Source organism: Corynebacterium xerosis NBRC 16721 = ATCC 373, assembly GCF_001552415.1.
Taxonomy (GTDB): domain Bacteria; phylum Actinomycetota; class Actinomycetes; order Mycobacteriales; family Mycobacteriaceae; genus Corynebacterium; species Corynebacterium xerosis.
The window spans coordinates 635,403-653,501 of record NZ_BCRD01000001.1; the positions used below are offsets into that span (position 1 = coordinate 635,403).

General features: G+C 69.0%; 13 protein-coding genes. 8 read left to right on the forward strand and 5 right to left on the reverse strand.

The window, feature by feature from the left end; translation table 11 throughout:
- Positions 1 to 68 precede the first annotated feature (68 nt).
- Positions 69 to 950, reverse strand: a complete 882-nt coding sequence (locus CX1_RS02800; RefSeq protein WP_060925232.1) for a class I SAM-dependent methyltransferase — start codon at positions 948 to 950, stop codon at positions 69 to 71.
- 222 nt (positions 951 to 1,172) lie between these two features.
- On the opposite strand from CX1_RS02800, the gene rpsA reads away from it, so the two are divergent.
- Complete coding sequence (gene rpsA, locus CX1_RS02805; protein ID WP_046650615.1) at positions 1,173 to 2,633, forward strand: 30S ribosomal protein S1; 1,461 nt, start codon at positions 1,173 to 1,175, stop codon at positions 2,631 to 2,633.
- A gap of 244 nt (positions 2,634 to 2,877) precedes the next feature.
- Entirely contained in the window at positions 2,878 to 3,744 is an 867-nt protein-coding gene (gene coaE, locus CX1_RS11940; RefSeq protein WP_082719030.1) for a dephospho-CoA kinase, read from the forward strand.
- 29 nt (positions 3,745 to 3,773) lie between these two features.
- On the opposite strand, the gene CX1_RS02815 is transcribed toward coaE, so the two are convergent.
- On the reverse strand, positions 3,774 to 4,703 hold the full coding sequence (locus CX1_RS02815) for a LysR substrate-binding domain-containing protein (RefSeq protein WP_060925233.1): 930 nt from the start codon (positions 4,701 to 4,703) through the stop codon (positions 3,774 to 3,776).
- A gap of 70 nt (positions 4,704 to 4,773) precedes the next feature.
- On the opposite strand from CX1_RS02815, the gene CX1_RS12760 reads away from it, so the two are divergent.
- From CX1_RS12760 to CX1_RS02840, 5 genes are all read left to right on the forward strand, one after another.
- Positions 4,774 to 5,988: a YeiH family protein gene (locus CX1_RS12760; protein ID WP_052753234.1), complete on the forward strand. Its 1,215-nt coding sequence runs from the start codon at positions 4,774 to 4,776 to the stop codon at positions 5,986 to 5,988.
- Positions 5,989 to 6,047: 59 nt separating this feature from the next.
- Positions 6,048 to 7,337 (forward strand): hypothetical protein, encoded by a 1,290-nt coding sequence (locus CX1_RS02825; RefSeq protein ID WP_052753235.1) that lies wholly within the window; start codon positions 6,048 to 6,050, stop codon positions 7,335 to 7,337.
- Positions 7,338 to 7,409: 72 nt separating this feature from the next.
- Complete coding sequence (locus CX1_RS02830) at positions 7,410 to 7,895, forward strand: heme-binding beta-barrel domain-containing protein (protein ID WP_046650617.1); 486 nt, start codon at positions 7,410 to 7,412, stop codon at positions 7,893 to 7,895.
- A gap of 54 nt (positions 7,896 to 7,949) precedes the next feature.
- Positions 7,950 to 10,064, forward strand: a complete 2,115-nt coding sequence (gene uvrB / locus CX1_RS02835) for an excinuclease ABC subunit UvrB (RefSeq protein WP_046650651.1) — start codon at positions 7,950 to 7,952, stop codon at positions 10,062 to 10,064.
- A gap of 309 nt (positions 10,065 to 10,373) precedes the next feature.
- Entirely contained in the window at positions 10,374 to 10,814 is a 441-nt protein-coding gene (locus CX1_RS02840; RefSeq protein ID WP_046650618.1) for a universal stress protein, read from the forward strand.
- Positions 10,815 to 10,901: 87 nt separating this feature from the next.
- On the opposite strand, the gene CX1_RS02845 is transcribed toward CX1_RS02840, so the two are convergent.
- The 3 genes from CX1_RS02845 to CX1_RS02855 form a co-directional block, all read right to left on the reverse strand.
- Positions 10,902 to 13,217, reverse strand: a complete 2,316-nt coding sequence (locus CX1_RS02845) for a HelD family protein (protein WP_060925234.1) — start codon at positions 13,215 to 13,217, stop codon at positions 10,902 to 10,904.
- A gap of 187 nt (positions 13,218 to 13,404) precedes the next feature.
- The gene (locus tag CX1_RS02850) at positions 13,405 to 14,253 is read right to left on the reverse strand and encodes a DoxX family protein (protein ID WP_255217628.1); all 849 of its coding nucleotides are present in this window, start codon (positions 14,251 to 14,253) and stop codon (positions 13,405 to 13,407) included.
- A gap of 124 nt (positions 14,254 to 14,377) precedes the next feature.
- A complete protein-coding gene (locus CX1_RS02855) occupies positions 14,378 to 15,097 on the reverse strand; it encodes an MBL fold metallo-hydrolase (protein ID WP_046650621.1) in 720 nt (239 codons plus the stop codon).
- 108 nt (positions 15,098 to 15,205) lie between these two features.
- Here CX1_RS02855 and uvrA point away from each other — a divergent pair, with 108 nt between their 5' ends.
- The gene (gene uvrA, locus CX1_RS02860) at positions 15,206 to 18,067 is read left to right on the forward strand and encodes an excinuclease ABC subunit UvrA (protein WP_046650652.1); all 2,862 of its coding nucleotides are present in this window, start codon (positions 15,206 to 15,208) and stop codon (positions 18,065 to 18,067) included.
- The last annotated feature ends 32 nt before the right edge of the window (positions 18,068 to 18,099 follow it).

The window sequence follows — 18,099 nt, forward strand, 5'->3', positions numbered from 1 at the left end:
TGCCCCGCCATCGCATTCCGCCGGTTCGCCCCGCTCGTCTTCGGGGCACCGGCGACATGTTCCGCGGGCTATTCCGCCAGCCGCGCCACGAAGATCGCCGTCCCCGGGATCACGGCCCCGCGCAGCGGCGACCATTGGCCCCACGTCACGTCGAGGTCCTCGGGCCATTCGGGTTCGATGAGGTCCTCGAGGACGAAGCCCGCCCCGACCAGGTCCCGGACCCGGTCGCCCATGGTGCGGTGGTGCTCCACGTAGATCGCGGTGCCGTCGGCGTCGCGCTCCACGTACGGCGACCGGTGGAAATAGGGGATGCCCGCCTTCAATCCGGCGGGCCCGGGGTCGTCGGGGAAGCACCAGCGCATCGGGTGAGTCACCGAAAACACGAAGCGCCCGCCGGGCCGCAGCACGCGGGCGACGCCGCGCATCAGCCCGGCCGAATCCGCCACGAAGGGGATGGCCCCGAACACGGAGAACGCGATGTCGAAGGAAGCGTCCCCGAACGGCATCGCCGCGGCGTCGGCCTGCACCAGATTCACGCCAGCCAATTCCCGGGGGCCACCCCCGCTTGACGACGGCCCGCGCCCAGCGCGTCCGCCGGCGTCGTCGGATGCCGCCGCGGTCACCCCGTGGGCGAGCATGCCCATCGACACGTCGAAGGCGGTCAAGGACTTCGGCGGGCGGTGGGCCGCCAGCCAGCGAGAGCACGGCGCGGAACCGCAGCCGATCTCGAGGACGTCGGAACTCGCGAGCACGTCGGCGTCGCCAAGCAGATGGGCGTGCTCTTCGCGCAGCATCTCGGGGCACCAGACGAAATCGCCCTCCGGCCGTCCTTCACCGAGGTAGAGCGGGTGCTCGCGGTGGTAGTCGATGGCGTCCGAATCCCACCAGGAGCGGTTCGCCCTGGCGGATTCGTCGTCGCCGACCGGGGCGTAACCGAAGAATTGGGACATGGGGCGAGTCTAGGACGCGCCGGAACCCTTCCGTCACACCCGTCTCACCTGCGGCGGGACTTGATTCGGTGCAGGTGGGCGCGTATCGTGTTCGCGGTATGCGTGCGCAACCGGCGCCCGCCTGCCGATCCGACGACCCCACCCCGTCCATCAGGGCGGATGCGGGTGTACCGGACCGACCCTGTCCAACTCGATTCCTATCCGCTTCGGAGCAACTTACATATGCCCACCTCCAACACCCCTCAGGTCGCCGTCAACGACATCGGCACCGCTGAGGATTTCCTCGCCGCCATCGACTCCACGATCAAGTACTTCAACGATGGCGACATCGTCGAAGGCACCGTGGTCAAGGTCGATCGCGATGAGGTCCTGCTCGACATCGGCTACAAGACGGAGGGCGTCATCCCCTCCCGCGAGCTGTCCATCAAGCACGATGTCGACCCCGACGAGGTGGTCGAGGTCGGTGACGAGATCGACGCCCTGGTCCTCACCAAGGAGGACAAGGAAGGCCGCCTGATCCTGTCCAAGAAGCGTGCGCAGTACGAGCGCGCCTGGGGCACCATCGAGGATCTCAAGGAGAAGGACGAGCCGGTCACCGGTACCGTCATCGAGGTCGTCAAGGGCGGCCTGATCCTGGACATCGGCCTGCGCGGCTTCCTGCCGGCGTCGCTGGTCGAGATGCGCCGCGTCCGCGACCTGCAGCCGTACATCGGCCAGGAGCTCGAGGCGAAGATCATCGAGCTGGACAAGAACCGCAACAACGTGGTCCTGTCCCGCCGTGCGTGGCTCGAGCAGACCCAGTCCGAGGTCCGCTCCGAGTTCCTGCACCAGCTGCAGAAGGGCCAGGTCCGCAAGGGCGTCGTGTCCTCCATCGTCAACTTCGGCGCGTTCGTCGATCTCGGCGGCGTCGACGGCCTGGTGCACGTTTCCGAGCTGTCCTGGAAGCACATCGATCACCCGTCCGAGGTCGTCCAGGTCGGCGACGAGGTCACCGTCGAGGTTCTCGAGGTCGATCTCAACCGCGAGCGCGTCTCCCTGTCGCTGAAGGCGACCCAGGAGGACCCGTGGCGCGTGTTCGCCCGCACCCACGCCATCGGCCAGATCGTCCCGGGCAAGGTCACCAAGCTGGTGCCGTTCGGCGCGTTCGTCCGCGTCGAGGAGGGCATCGAGGGCCTGGTCCACATCTCCGAGCTTGCCGAGCGCCACGTGGATGTCCCGGACCAGATCGTCACCGTCGGCGAGGAGGCCATGGTCAAGGTCATCGACATCGACCTGGACCGCCGCCGCATCTCCCTGTCGCTGAAGCAGGCCGACGAGGACTTCACCGAGGAGTTCGACCCGACCAAGTACGGCATGGGCGATTCCTACGATGAGCAGGGCAACTACATCTTCCCGGAGGGCTTCGACGCGGAGACCAACGAGTGGATGGAGGGCTTCGAGACCCAGCGCGCCGAGTGGGAGGCCCGTTACGCCGAGGCGGAGCGCCACCACGGCATGCACGCCGCGCAGATCGAGCGTCACCGCGCGCAGGCCGCCGAGGCCGCCGCGACCCCGTCGAACTACTCGTCCGAGACCACGGAGGACGCCCCGGCGGCGGCCACCGAGGCTCCGGCCGAGTCCGGCGGCACCCTCGCCTCCGACGAGCAGCTGGCCGCCCTGCGCGCCCGCCTGTCCGGCAACTGAGTCGAGTAGGTACGGCCGCCCGGGGTTGATCTCCGCCGGCTGAACCGGGCCCCGGCCCCGCATCTTCCACGGAAGGTGCGGGGCCGGGGCCTTTCGCATGCCGAGGGCCTTTTACGTGCGCGGGGCCCTTCGCGCGCCCGGGGGTAACCGGAATTCACTCCAGTCTGGTCAAATCCGTTGCTTCGCAGGGGTTTTGGGGTGTCGGGGGGGATCGGCGTCCGCCCGGTGGCCTATTGTGACGCACATGTTGAAAGTTGGATTGACCGGAGGAATGGGCAGCGGCAAGTCGTCGGTGGCCCGGCGGCTGCGCGAGCTCGGGTGCGTGATCATCGACGCCGATGCCATTGCGCGCGAGATCGTCGAACCCGGTCAGCCCGCGTTGGAGGAGTTGGCCCAGGAATTCGGGCCGGACATCCTCGACGCCGACGGACGCCTGCTGCGCGCGCGTCTGGCGCATCGGGCCTTCGCGTCGCAGGAAGCGACGGCGAAGCTCAACGCGATCACGCATCCCCGCATCAAGGAGCGCACGGCGGAGCTATTCGACGCCGCCGGGGCCAAGGACATCGTCGTCCACGACATGCCGTTGCTGGTCGAGAATGGTCTGGCGCCCGATCATCACATCGTGCTGGTCGTGGATGCGCCGGTGGAGCTTCGGGTCAGCCGTCTGGTGGAAAACCGCGGCGTCGACGAGGCGGATGCCCGCCGCCGCATCGCGGCCCAGATCCCGGATGCCGAGCGGTTGGCCGCCGCCGACGTGGTCATCGACAATTCCGGCACCGAGCGGGCCCTGCACACCCAGGTCGATCGGGTGTGGCGCACGCGCCTGGTGCCGATGGCGGGCGTCGCCGGTTTGGCGGAACCGCAGCCGGTGCGGCCGTCGGGCCGCATCGAGCGCGAGATCGCCCGCGTGACCCGGCAGTTCGGCGTTGGCGTGGTCGGTTCGGTGCTCAGCGGAAAGCGGCTGGTGCTCACCATCGACGGGGATCCGGACATCGAGGGGGCGCCGTGGCGGCGCGTCGGCAGGCACGTCGAGAGCCTCGATCCTGGCAATCCGGTGACGCTGGTGCGCCAGAAGACCCCGGATCAGGATGCGCGGGTCGCCGGCGCCTGACCCTGTTTCGCTCGGCGGCGGCCGGTGCTTTACGACGACGCGATGCGGATCAGGTCCCGCGCCGCCCGCAGTGGCCCCGTGCCGCGCCACACGGCGCGGATGTGGCGGCTGAAGTCGAGTTCGTCGCCGACGTCGACGACCGCGAGATCGCCGTGGGCAAGCGCGTCGGCGACGGCGAGTTCGCTGAGCACGCCGGGTTCCTGGCCCGCCCGGACGGTGGCGGCGACGGCGGCGTTGCTGCCCAGCTCCACCGCCGGCGGCACGGGGTTCCATGGGGCCAGCGCACGGTCGAGGATGGCGCGGGTGCCGGATCCCCGCTCGCGCAGCACCAACGGGGTGGCGGCCAGCTCGGCGGCGGTGACCCGGTTCTGCTCGCCACCCTCGGTCGATCCGCGCGTCGCCCACGGATGATCCGGCGCGACGATGACGACCAGGTGGTCGTCGGCGACGACGGTGCCGTGGAGATTCTTGCGCGACAGCGGCGTTTCCACGAACCCGATGTCGCAGGCTCCCGAGAGCACCTCGTCGAAGACTCGATCCGAGTTGCGCACCCGCAGCCCGACCTCGGCGCCGGGGTGGAGGCGCCGGTAGGTCGCCAGCCAGCCGGGCATGAGGTGTTCGGCGACGGTCAGGCTCGCGGAGACCCGTAGTGGTGCGGTGCCGTCCGACGTGAGGACGTCGACGTCGTGGTGGAAGGCGTCGGCGGCGTCGAAAAGCGGGACCGCGGCGGCCAGGATCGCCCGGCCCATGGGCGTGGGTGCGGACCCGCGCGGGCCGCGGTCGAGCAGCATGGCGCCGAGTTCGCGTTCGAGGGCGGCCAGCGCCCGGCTGGCGTTGGGCTGGGCCATGCCCATCGCGCGGGCGGCGGCGCCGAGGCCGCCGAGTTCATCGACGGCGGCCAACAGCCGCAGTGCGGTCAGGTGCAGCGGGCGATCGGGGCGGGGAGCGGGCCGGGTCATATCAAAATCGTATGCCCTCAGCCGGAACCGGGCTCTACCGGCCCACCCGCCGGTGCCCGACACTGGATGGGTGACCGCCCACATCGACCATGACCGCATCCCCGCCATGCAGGCCAATGCCGTGCCCGCCCCGGAGTCCGCCCCGTGGGCCGCCCCGGGTCCCGTTGCAGGGCGCGCGGCAGGCTCCCGCGCCTCCATCTGGCCCGGGCTGCTCTTCGCCGCCGCGGGAGTCGCGGTGGCCTACGCCGTGTCGGCGCCGTTCGACATGGTCGGCCCGATGGTCGCGGCGATCGTGCTGGGCGTCGTCGTCGGCAACGTCGCCCGCGTCCCGTCGGTGCTCGAGCCGGGGCTGGCCGTCGCGTCGAAGAGGGTGCTGCGCATCGGCATCGTGGTCCTGGGGTTGCGGTTGTCGCTTCACGACGTCGCCGGCCTCGGCGCGGGAATGATCCTCACCGTCATTGCGGTGGTCGCCGGCGGCATCGTGACCGGCGTGGCCATCGGCCGCGCACTCGGCATCGGTCGGAGGCAGCGCCTGCTCATCGCGTGCGGAATCGCCATTTGCGGGGCCGCGGCGGTGGCGGCGGTGGCCGGGGTGCTCGGTGGCCGTGCAGATGGTGGGAAGGTCTCAGATGGCGAAGACGACGGGGACCGTGGGCGGGACGGGGGGAAGGCCGGTGCGGGGGCCGGTGCGAATGCCGAGGGGGCGGGGGAGCCGGGTCTGCGCGAATCCGTCGCGGCCGCCATCGCGCTGGTCGTAGTCTTCGGCACCCTCATGATCGCGCTCGTGCCCATGCTCGGGCACGCGCTGGGATTGGCCGACATGGAGGTCGGCATGTGGGGCGGGGCGTCGGTGCACGAGGTCGCGCAGGTCGTGGCCATCGGTGGTTCCGTCGGCGGTGCGGCGTTGGGTGCGGCCGTGGTGATCAAGCTGGGCCGCGTGCTCATGCTCGCGCCCGTCATGGCGGTTCTGGGAGTGGTGGAGCGGCGCCGCATCCGCGCGGCCGGCGGGGGCGGCGACGTGGATCTGCCGCCGATCATGCCGTTGTTCGTCGCCGGTTTCCTGGCAATGGTCGCCGTGCGGTCGACGGGTGTGGTTCCGCAGGGCGTTCTCGATGCCGCGGGCGTCGCCGAACAGCTGTTGCTCGGCGCGGCGATGTTCGCGCTGGGCGTCGGCGTGCGGTTTTCCCTGATCCGGAAGGTCGGTGGCGCGCCCGTGGTGATGGCTGCGGCGGCGACCGTCGTTGTGGCCGTCATCGGATTGGCGGGGGTGCTGCTGGCGGGATGATGCCACCAACGCCGCAATCTAGTTGAAAATGGTTCGCAATAAATGCTCTAATGCAAACCATGACCAATACCAAGATCGCGGTCGGCGCTCTCGCCGCCGCCTCTCTTTTCCTGGCCGCCTGCTCCACTGACCCGTCGTCGTCGGAAAGCGATGCCGGCACCGACTCGAGCACCACCCCGTCCGCGGCGACGCCCGCGGTGACCACCGCCACGACGGCGGCCGAGGCCCCTGAATCCCGCTCCGCCGAGCCCCGCCTGGCCATCAGCCACGACGGCGGCGTGATGGTCCTCGACGCCGGCGACCTGGGCAAGGGGGAGGCCCCGAAGGTGCTGGCCGATCTGCCCGCCGAGGGGTACCTGCGCCTGAGCCCGGCCGGAGACGGCCGCCACGTGTTCGTGTCCACCGACGCCGGTTTCCGGGCCCTGGATCTTGGCTCCTACTCCAAGCCGCACGGCGACCACTCGCACCACTACGCCGGCGACCCGCTGTTCACCGGCTTCGAGGTCGCGGCGGAGAAGCCGGGCCACGTCGTCGCGGCTGACGACAAGGCGGTGCTTTTCGACGACGAGACCGGCGACGTCACCACCCTGCGGCTGACCGGCATGGACGCCATCGATCACTTCCGCGTACCCGCCCACCACGGCATCGCGGTGCTCGGCGAGGACGGGACGTACATGGTCACCATCGCCGACGCCGACGGCAAGCGCACCGGCGTCGCCCAGGTCGACGCCGACGGCAAGGAGCTCAAGCGCTTCGAGGAGTGCCCCGGCGCGCACGGCGCCGAGGAAACCGCCGCCGGCGTCTTCGTCGGTTGCGCGGACGGCGGCCTGGTCTATCGCGACGGCGAGGTGACGAAGGTCAAGTCGCCCAACGCGTACGGCCGCATCGGCAACCAGGCCGGTTCCACCGAGTCGAAGTACGTCCTCGGCGACTACAAGTCGGATGAGAAGGCCGCCGAGAACGACGAGCTGGAGCGCCCCGAGAAGGTCTCCATCATCGACGCCGAAACCGGTGAGCTGAAGCTCGTCGACCTGGGCACGTCCTACACGTTCCGTTCGCTGGGCATGAACGACGACGGCCTGGCCGTGGTGCTGGGCACCGACGGCAAGCTGCACCTCATCGACGCGGAGCAGGCGAAGGTGGTCAAGACCATCGACGTCATCGACGCCTGGGAGGAGTCCGAGGAGTGGCAGGACCCGCGCCCGGCGCTGGCCGTCGAGGGCGACGTCGCCTACGTCACCGATCCCGCCACCAAGAAGGTCCACGTGGTCGACCTGAAGGGGGAGGCGAAGACCCTCACCGCCGACCTGCCGGAGACCCCGGACGAGCTGCTGGCGACGCAGGGGTAGCGGCTTCGCCCGCCGCCGACAGGGGTGCGGCCGCGGGCGAGGTCCGGCGGGGAACTCGGTACCCTCGGGGGCATGAACCTTCATCCCCTGATCGCCGAGTTCGAGTTCCTCATCGGCACGTGGAAGGGCCCCGGTCGCGGCCACTACCCGACCATCGACTCCTTCCGGTACAACGAGACGCTGACCTTCGCGTCGATCCCCGGCAAGCCTTTCCTGCGCTACGAGCAGAAGACGGCCGGGGCCGAGAGTCGGCCGATGCACACCGAATGCGGCTTCTTCCGGCCGCTCGGAGACGGCCGCGTCGAATTCATCCTGGCCCAGCCCACCGGCCAGACCGAGGTGCTCGAGGGGCGGGTCGAGGCCGGTGCGGACGGTGAACTGAGCATCGTCATGGACCAATCGACCGTGGTGAACTCCGGCACCGCCAAGCAGGTCGACGCCACCGCCCGGACCTGGGTGCTCGACGCCGGCCGCACGGAACTGGTCACCGAGTTCGGCATGGCCGCCGTCGGCCAGCCGATGCAGCAGCATCTGGTGAGCGAGCTGCTCAAGCAATAGCCGCGTGCGGCGAACGGGTGTGCGAAGGTGGCCGGGCGCTTGTAGGCTGTGTTCATGGCCTTCGCAGCAGAACAACCGGTCGTCGCCCATTCCGAGTTTCGGCCCGTCGGGGAGATCGAGCGCGCCGGCGGCGACTTCGAGGTCATCAGCGACTTCGAACCGTCCGGCGACCAGCCCCAGGCCATCGCAGAGCTGTCCGAGCGCCTGACCCGGGGGGAGCGGGAAGTGGTGCTCATGGGCGCCACCGGCACCGGCAAGTCGGCGACGGCGGCGTGGCTGATCGAGAAGATGCAGCGGCCCACGCTGGTCATGGCACCGAACAAGACGCTGGCCGCCCAGCTGGCCAACGAACTGTCCTCGCTGCTGCCGAACAACGCCGTCGAGTACTTCGTCAGCTACTACGACTACTACCAACCCGAGGCGTACATCGCGCAGACGGACACCTTCATCGAGAAGGACTCGTCCATCAACGAAGACGTCGAGCGCCTGCGCCACTCCGCGACGTCGGCGCTGCTGTCGCGGCGCGACGTGGTCGTCGTCAGCTCCGTGTCCTGCATCTACGGCCTGGGTACCCCGCAGTCCTACCTCGACCGGTCGGCGATGCTGCGCACCGGCGAAGAAGTCGACCGCGACGAGTTCCTGCGCATGCTCGTCGACATCCAGTACGCCCGCAACGACATCGCCTTCACCCGCGGCACCTTCCGCGTCAAGGGCGACGTCGTCGACATCATCCCCGCCTACGAGGAACTGGCCGTGCGCGTCGAGTTCTTCGGCGACGAGATCGATTCCCTCTACTACCTCAATCCGGTGACGGGCGACGTCGTCAAGCAAGTCGAGGAACTCCGGATCTTCCCGGCGACCCACTACGTCGCGGGGCCGGAGCGCATGGAGCGCGCCATCGAGGAGATCAAGATGGAGCTGACCGAGCGGCTGGCGGATTTCGAGAATCGCGGCAAGCTGCTCGAGGCGCAGCGGCTGCGCATGCGCACCGAATACGACCTGGAGATGATCCAGCAGGTCGGGTTCTGCTCCGGCATCGAGAACTACTCGCGGCACATCGACGGGCGCGCGGCGGGGTCGGCGCCGGCGACGTTGATCGACTATTTCCCGGAGGACTTCCTCACCATCATCGACGAGTCGCACGTCACCGTGCCGCAGATCGGCGGCATGTTCGAGGGTGACGCGTCGCGCAAGCGCAACCTCGTCGAGTTCGGGTTCCGCCTGCCGTCGGCGCTGGACAACCGACCGCTGACGTTCGACGAGTTCGATGCGCGCGTCGGCCAGGTGGTGTTCATGTCGGCGACGCCGGGCCCGTACGAACTGGGGCAAACCGGGGGAGAAGTCGTCGAGCAGGTCATCCGCCCCACCGGCCTGGTGGACCCGAAGGTGGTGGTCAAGCCCACGCAGGGGCAGATCGACGACCTCATCCACGAGATCCGGTTGCGCGAGGAAAAGGGCGAGCGCGCGCTGGTGACCACCCTGACCAAGAAGATGGCAGAGGATCTCACCGACTACCTGCTGGAAAACGGCATCCGCGTCCGCTACATGCACTCCGACGTGGACACCCTCAAGCGCGTCGAGCTGCTGCGCCAGCTGCGGTTGGGCGACTACGACGTGCTGGTGGGCATCAACCTGCTGCGCGAGGGCCTCGACCTGCCGGAAGTGTCGCTGGTCGCGATCCTCGACGCCGACAAGGAGGGGTTCCTGCGGTCGACGACGTCGCTGATCCAGACCATCGGCCGCGCGGCGCGAAACGTCTCCGGCGAGGTGCACATGTACGCCGACTCCATCACCGATTCGATGGCGCGGGCGATCGAGGAAACCGAGCGTCGCCGCGAAAAGCAGATCGCCTACAACACCGAGCACGGCATCGATCCGCAGCCGCTTCGCAAGAAGATCGCCGACATCCTCGATCAGGTCCATGAGAATCAGGCCGAAGTCGGCGATGGGGTGGGCAGCGATGCGGCGGCGGTGGACGCGGTGCTGGCGGAGCGCGCGACCGTCGAGGGCATGCCCAAGGCGCAGCTGCAGAAGCTCATCGACGACATGACCGCTCAAATGGGTGCCGCAGCGCGCGAATTGAAATTCGAGCTCGCCGGGCGGCTGCGCGACGAGATCTACGACTTGAAGAAGGAGCTGCGCGGAATGGAGGAGGCGGGGCTGGAGTAGCGGGGACCGAAGCGGTGGACGCGACGGTGCCCGGGACCGTGCCTTGGACCGTGCCTTGGAGGGTGCTCGGGACCGTTTCCGTGGTGGGCGGCATCTTTCCCGGCGAACGGGGTTAGTGACGGGGGATACTTTTCTGCGCCCTTGAGATGCGCGTCACAATTGGCCGCATCCGTGATGACATGCGCAGATGTTGATTTTTCAGTGAATCGTCATTCGCACTTGCATGGAAACCCCCGGTCGAACCCCCTCGGATTTTGCTAGGGTTGGGCGAACGTTAATCACAACCGAGCTTTGCGGAAGGCAGTTTTCATGAGCGCTTACCAGACCATCGTCGTCGGCACCGACGGCTCGAAGTCCTCGCTTCTGGCAGTGGAGCGCGCCGCGGCGATTGCGGCCGCGTTCGACGCGACCCTGGTCATCGGCTGCGCGTACTACGAGAACCAGGACGCCGCCTCCTCCACGCTGCGCCAGGACTCCGTCCAGGTCCTCGGCGACGATCCCGCCCAGCAGAACCTCGACACCGCCAAGGCCGCCGCCGAGGCCGCCGGCGCCACCAAGGTCGAGACCGAGATCAAGGCCGGTTCCCCGGTGGAGGCCCTCATGGCACTGGTCAACGACCGCAAGGCCGACCTCCTCGTCGTGGGCAACCGCGGCATCAACTCCCTGACCGGCCGTCTGCTGGGCTCGGTGCCGGCCGACGTCGCGCGCCAGTCCGACTGCGACGTGATGATCGTCCACACCGTCGCGTAACGCTGTAGCCGCTTCCGCCGTTTCTGCGGCGCAGTCGCCGAACCCCGCCGTCCATCCGTGGCCGGCGGGGTTTTCGCGTGCCGTGACTCAGCCCGCCGGGGCGATCTCCGGCAGCGACTCCGGCTGGGCGTCGGCGACGACGGTGAGGCCCTGCGTGGCGCGGGTCAGCGCCACGTAGAGATCCTGCAGGCCCTGGGGCGACTCGGCGACGATGGCGTCGGGGTCGACGAGGATGACCTCGTCGAATTCCAGCCCCTTCGCGTCGACGACGTCGTGGACGGAGACGTCGGCGTCGTCAAGCAAGCCCGTGACCTCCCCGAGCCGTGCCGCCGGGGCGATGACCGCGATGAGGCGCGAATCGCCGGACTGGCCGCGGGCAATGTCCACCGCACGGCCGATCGCGTCCACGCGCACGGGCGCGCGGCCGGTCGAGCGGATCGAACGCGGCGGCTCCGCCTCCGGCGCGATGTGGGCGAGAACATCTGCCGCGACGTCCATGATCTCCGCGGGCGTGCGGTAGTTGATGGTCAGGCGGTGCAGCCGCCAGCGGTCGCCGATGATCGGGTCCAGTGCGCCGGCCCAGCTCTCCGCGCCGGCGGGCGAGCCGGTCTGGGCGATGTCGCCGACGATGGTCATCCAGCCGTTGGGCGAGCGGCGGCGCACCATCCGCCACGCCATGGCGGACAGCTCCTGGGCCTCGTCGACGATGACGTGGCCGTAGGTCCACTCGCGGTCCCCGGCGGCGCGGTCGGCGGTGCTGCGCACGTCGCGGTCGCGGTGGCGCTCGGCTAGCGCCTCGGCGTCGATGAGGTCGTAGGCCATGAGGATCTCGGCGTCGGAGCCGTCGTCGAGCTCCTGCTGGGCAGAGCCGGTGAGGATGTCCAACGCGTCTTGCGCGTCGGCGATCTGCTCACGCCACCATTCGCGCTCGTCGCCGACGTCGGCGACGTCGCCGAGGAGCTCCGCCAGCTCGTCGAGAAGCGGTGGGTCCGACGGGCCCATCGGGGTGCCGGCCGGCCGCAGCAGGGCCGCGCGGGTGGCGTCGTCGTACTCGGCGGCGGCGGAGGCGATGCGGTCCTCGGACTCGAGCAGATCCGTGAGCAGCTCCTCCGGCGTCAGCTCCGGCCACATGTCGTCGAGGACGCCGGAAATGACGGCGTCGTCGTCGAGTTCGTCGCGCAGGTCCGCGACATCGGTCGTGGACAGCAGATTCTCGCCGCCCAGCGGGTCGGCGCCGATGCGGTCGGCGAGCAGGCGGGCCAGCGACTCCACCAGATGCTCGCGGAACAGCGGGCGCGCCAGATTGTGCGGCTTGCGGGAACGCCGGGCTCGCGTGCGGGCGGCGCGGACCATGGCCGGGGTGATGGCCAACTCGACGCCGTCGAAGGTGACGGTTTCCGCCTCTGCCAGGTCGGGCTGCCGGTCGCGCACGGCCTGGCGGAGGATGTGCGTCATCTCCTCCGAACCCTTGACCTCGCGGGTGGCCAGGGACTCCTCGCCGGTGCCGGACACGCCGGGGTAGAGGTCCGCGATGGTGCGCAGCACCACGCCGGTCTCGCCGAGGCTGGGCAGCACCCGCGAGATGTACTCCAGGAACGTGGTGTTGGGGCCGAGGATGAGCACGCCGGTCTTCGCCAGCTGGTCGCGGTGGGTGTACAGCAGCCAGGCGACGCGGTGCAGCGCGACGGCCGTCTTGCCGGTGCCCGGGCCGCCCTGCACGACCATCGCGCCGCGGCCGGCGTCGCGGATGATCAGGTCCTGCTCGCGCTGGATCGTTTCCACGATGCCGCGCATGTGGCCGGTGCGGGCGGAGTCGATGACCTCGCGCAGCACGGCCTCGCCGCCGACGCCGTCCTCGATGCTCGCTTCGGCACCGGCACCGGCACCGTCGGCACCGGCGCCTGCGGTCGCGTCGTCCCCGGTCAGTCGCTCGTCGTCGATGGCGCGGACCGTCCGCCCGCGGGTGCGCAGGTGGCGGCGCAACGTCACGCCCTCGGGGTGCGCGGTGGTGGCCAGGTAGAACGGCCGGGCCTGCGGGGCGCGCCAGTCCATCAGCAGCGAGCGGTAGTCGTCGTCGGCGTCGGAAAGCCCCATGCGGCCGATGTAGCGCCGGTCCAGCCCGGGGGCGCCGGGGACGGGGTTGTCCGGTTCATCGTCGGCGATGTCGATGCGCCCGAACACCAGGCCCACCTCGGCGTGCCGGTAGCGCTCCAGGTTCGTCTGCAGCCGGTGGTACTCCACTTCGCGTTCGACGCGGGCCTGCGGCTCCGGGTCGTCGTCGAGCATCACCTTCCGCAGCGATTCCTGGTCGCGGCGCCGCGCGGCGTCGAGGTGCGCGTACACCTCGTCCAGATGGTCCTGCTCGGCGGGCAGATCCGGGTGCGGCACGTGCGCTCCAATCATCTTGGCTCTCGGTGGCGGGAAGGAAACAGTTTACGGCACGGGGTTTCCCGCCCGGCCACCGCCGCGTGACGACGGGCCGATGTCACCGCGGGCGCCCGCACCCGTCGGGCACGGCCCGGAAACGCACCGCGGCCCCGTCACCGGGGTGCCGGTGGCGGGGCCGCATGACTGTGCGGGCGGGCGTGGCCTACTTGAAGTTCTTGCGGGCCTTCTTGAGCTGCTTGCGCGCCTGCTTGCGGGACTTCTTCGTTTCCTTGGCCGCGGTGTCGGCGACGTCGGCGAAGTTGTCGCGGGCGGTGTCGGCGGCCTCGGCCAGTGACTCGCGGGCGGTTTCGGCGGCGCCGACCAGGGTGTCGCGGGCGTCCTCGGCGAAGGAGGCCAGCGAATCCTTCCAGTCGTCCTTGTTGTCGGCGACGTAGTCCTCGGCGCGGTGGTACGCGACGGCGGTCTTGTCCTGCAGGTCGGCGCCGGCGACCTGGGCCTTCTCGGCCCACTCGGCGGCGGTGCCCTTGAGCTCTTCGGCACGCTTCTCGGCCTCCGACTTGGTCGGCAGCGCCTTCTGCACCTTCTTGTTCACCTGCTTGCCGGCGTGCTCGGCGCGCCAGGCCAGACCCGGGCGGCCGGCGGTGTCGGCGGTGGCCAGGAACAGGCCGCCGAGCAGCGCGACGTCGGTGAGGAAGCCGGTCTTGCGGGCCTTGCGCTCCTTCGGGTCCTGGGTCTCCCAGAACGAGTGGCGGGCCAGGGCCGTGGGCACCTGCACGACGGCCAGGGCGGTCGCGGCGACGCGGGGGGCCTTGCCCAGTGCGTACAGGGCGCCGGCGGCGACCTTGGTGCCGGCGACGATCTGCACGGACGTCTGCGGGTTGCTGGGCAGGAAAGAGACGTACTGGGCGGGCACGACGGTGCGGAGTCGCTTGGTCACCTCGCGGGCGCCTTCGACGTGGTCCTTCTGGTTCATCAGGGTGTCCACGCCATCGGCGACGAAGACCGAGGCGAGCATCGGACGGGCGAGCTTGCGGATCATTTTTGAGGTCATCTCCTGTTTGTCGTGTGTCTCGTCTGCGGGCCGGGGCCGGTCGGCGGTGATGTCGAATCCGCGCGAGCCTGCTGCGGTGCCCTATGTATCGATCTTACGCGGGGTTGTACCGGGTGTCCGGGGTTTACCAGCCGCGGTTGCGCCATTCCTCCAGGTGGGGTCGCTCAGCGCCCACGGTCGTATCCGAACCGTGACCGGGATGGACCGTGGCGTCGTCGGGGTACGCGTCGAAAATGCGCTCTTCGACGTCGTGGAGCAACTGGGCGAAGTTCTCCTGGTTCGCGGTTTTGCCCACCCCTCCGGGGAAGAGGGAATCGCCGACGAAAAGGTGGATCGGGGCGTCGTCGGCGGGGGATTCCGCATTGGCGGGCTCGCCGGCGTCGAGGCCCAGGCCCACGCCGCCGCGGGTGTGGCCGCGCAGGATGAAGGACACCAGCGTCGCCCCGTCGCCGAAGGTGACGGTGTCGCCCTGGTCCAGCAGGCGGTCGGCCGGGACCTCGATGTCGGGCGCATCGAGGGAGGAGGTGAGGTGCTCGGCGCCCCACGCCTCGACCAGTTCCGCGAGCGCCTGCACGTGATCGCCGTGGGAATGGGTGGTGACGATGGTGGTCACCGTCGCCCCGGCCGCGTCGGCGAGCGCCTTCAGGTGGTCGGCTTCGTCGCAGGCGTCGATGAGCAGCGAACGCTCGGGGGCCCTGGTGTCCACGAGGAGATGGCAGTTGTTGTCCATCTCGCCGACGGAGGTCTTGTACACGTCGATGGCGCCGACGCGCACGCGCTGGACTTCGTGGCGGGACAGGTCTCCGGTGTAGTCGTCGTTGATGGTGACGTCGTGTGCGGTCATGGCCGCCAGGGTAGCGGGGGTCGGCGGTTCCCGCCGGGTTTCTTTCGAACGGATGTATGAGTGATGTATCATCGCGGAGGATCAGTCCGACTAGGAAAGGTGCGCACGTTGGCCGATCGGCTCATCGTCCGTGGTGCCCGGGAGCACAATCTCAAGGGCGTCGACATCGACCTCCCCCGCGACAAGATGGTGGTGTTCACCGGTTTGTCGGGGTCGGGCAAGTCGTCGCTGGCGTTCGACACGATCTTCGCGGAGGGGCAGCGCCGTTACGTCGAGTCGCTGAGCTCCTATGCCCGCATGTTCCTGGGGCAGATGGAAAAGCCCGAGGTCGAGTTGATCGAGGGCCTGTCGCCGGCGGTGTCCATCGACCAGAAGTCGACCAACCGGAACCCGCGGTCGACGGTCGGCACCATCACCGAGGTGTACGACTACCTGCGTCTCCTCTTCGCCCGCACCGGTACGGCGCATTGCCCGACCTGCGGCGAGGTCATTTCGTCGCAGACCCCGCAGCAGATCGTCGATCAGGTGCTGGAGATGCCGGAGGGCACCAAATTCCAGGTGCTGGCTCCGGTGGTGCGCACCCGCAAGGGCGAGTTCGTCGATCTCTTCGCCGAGTTGGCCGCCGAGGGGTATGCGCGCGTCGTCGTCGACGGCGAGATGCACCGCCTGACGGATCCGCCGACGCTGGAGAAGCAGGTCAAGCACGACATCGACGTCGTGGTGGACCGCCTGCAGGTCAAGGCGGCGCAGAAGCAGCGCCTGACCGATTCGGTGGAGACGGCGCTGCGCCTGGCCAATGGCGTGGTGGTCATCGATGCGGTCGGGCTTGACGACGATGACGAGAACCGGTTGCAGAGTTTTTCCGAGAACATCTCGTGCCCCAACGGGCACCGGATCGACATCGAGGAACTGGAGCCGCGGTCGTTTTCGTTCAACTCCCCGTACGGCGCCTGCCCGGCCTGCGATGGCCTGGGCACGAAGCTGGAGGTCGACGAGGATCTGATCATCCCGGATCCGTCGAAGCCGGTGACCGAGGCGATCGGGCCGTGGAACCGGACCCTGAACAAGAAGTACTTCGAGAAGCTGGTCACGGGGTTGGCCGATGCGATGGGCTTCGATCCGTCGACGCCGCTGCAGGATTTGACGAAGGCGCAGCACAAGGCGCTGATGCACGGGTCGAAGCACAAGATCAGCGTGCGGTACCGCAACCGTTACGGCCGCACCCGTGAGTACACGGCGCCGTTCGAGGGCGTCATGCCGTACCTGCACCGGAAGCTGGAGCAGGCGGACAGCGAGTCGCAGAAGGAGCGCTACCAGGGTTACATGCGCGAGGTGCCGTGCAGCACGTGCGGCGGCACCCGTCTGCGCCCGGAGATCCTGTCGGTGACGCTTGCGGCGGAGGGTTTCGGCGAGAAGTCGATCGCGGGTCTTACGGCGCTGTCGGTCGCGGATTGTTCGGCGTTCCTCGATTCGCTGACCCTGGGCAAACGCGAGGAGATGATCGCCGGCCGCGTGCTGCGCGAGGTGCAGGCGCGCCTGCGTTTCCTGCTCGACGTCGGGCTGGATTATCTGTCGCTGGAACGGTCGGCGGGAACGCTGTCCGGTGGCGAGGCGCAGCGCATCCGATTGGCCACCCAGATCGGCTCGGGTCTGGCGGGCGTCCTGTACGTCCTCGACGAGCCGTCGATCGGCCTGCACCAGCGCGACAACCACCGGTTGATCCAGACGCTGAAAAAGCTGCGCGATCTGGGCAACACGCTCATCGTCGTCGAGCATGACGAGGACACGATCCGGGAAGGCGATTGGCTGGTCGACATCGGCCCGCGCGCCGGCGAGTACGGCGGCGAGATCGTCTACTCGGGTGAGCCGATGGGCATCTTCGATGCGGAGGGGTCGATCACGGGCGATTATCTGGCGGGCCGGCGGAAGATCCTCCCGCCGGAGAAGCGCCGCCCGGTCGACTTCGACCGGTTGGTCACCGTCCGCGGTGCCCGGGAGAACAACCTGAAGAACGTCGACGTCAACTTTCCGCTGGGGCTGTTGACCTGCGTGACCGGCGTGTCCGGTTCGGGCAAGTCGACGTTGGTCAACGAGATCCTGGCCAAGGTGATGTCGAACGAGCTCAACGGCGCCCGCCAGGTGCCGGGGCGCCATACCCGCGTGGAGGGCCTGGATCAGCTGGACAAGCTGGTGCAGGTCGACCAGTCGCCGATCGGCCGCACGCCGCGGTCGAATCCGGCGACGTACACGGGCGTGTTCGACAAGATCCGGAACCTGTTCGCCGATACGCAGGAGGCGAAGGTGCGCGGCTACAAGCCGGGCCGCTTCAGCTTCAACGTCAAGGGCGGCCGGTGCGAGGCGTGCAAGGGCGACGGCACGTTGAAGATCGAGATGAACTTCCTGCCCGACGTCTACGTGCCCTGCGAGGTGTGCGACGGGGCCCGGTACAACCGCGAGACCCTCGAGGTGCTGTACAAGGGAAAGACCATCGCCGAGGTCCTGGACATGCCGATTTCGGAGGCCGCGGAGTTCTTCGAGCCGATCCAGTCCATCGCCCGGTACCTGAACACCCTCGTCGACGTCGGCTTGGGCTACGTGCGTCTGGGCCAGGCGGCGACGACGCTGTCGGGTGGCGAGGCGCAGCGCGTGAAGCTGGCGGCGGAGCTGCAGAAGCGCTCCAATGGCCGCACGGTGTACATCCTCGACGAGCCGACGACGGGCCTGCACTTCGAGGACATCCGCAAGCTCATGCTCGTTTTGCAGGGGCTGGTGGACAAGGGCAACACCGTCATCGTCATCGAGCACAATCTCGACGTGATCAAGTCCGCGGACTGGATCATCGACATGGGGCCCGAGGGTGGCGCCGGCGGCGGCACCGTGGTCACGCAGGGCACCCCGGAGGACGTCGTCGAGGTCGAGGCGTCGCACACGGGGCAGTACCTCAAGCCGTTGCTCCAGCTCCAGGGTTAGAGCGAGGAGTCGAAGGCGGCGAGGCCAGGGCT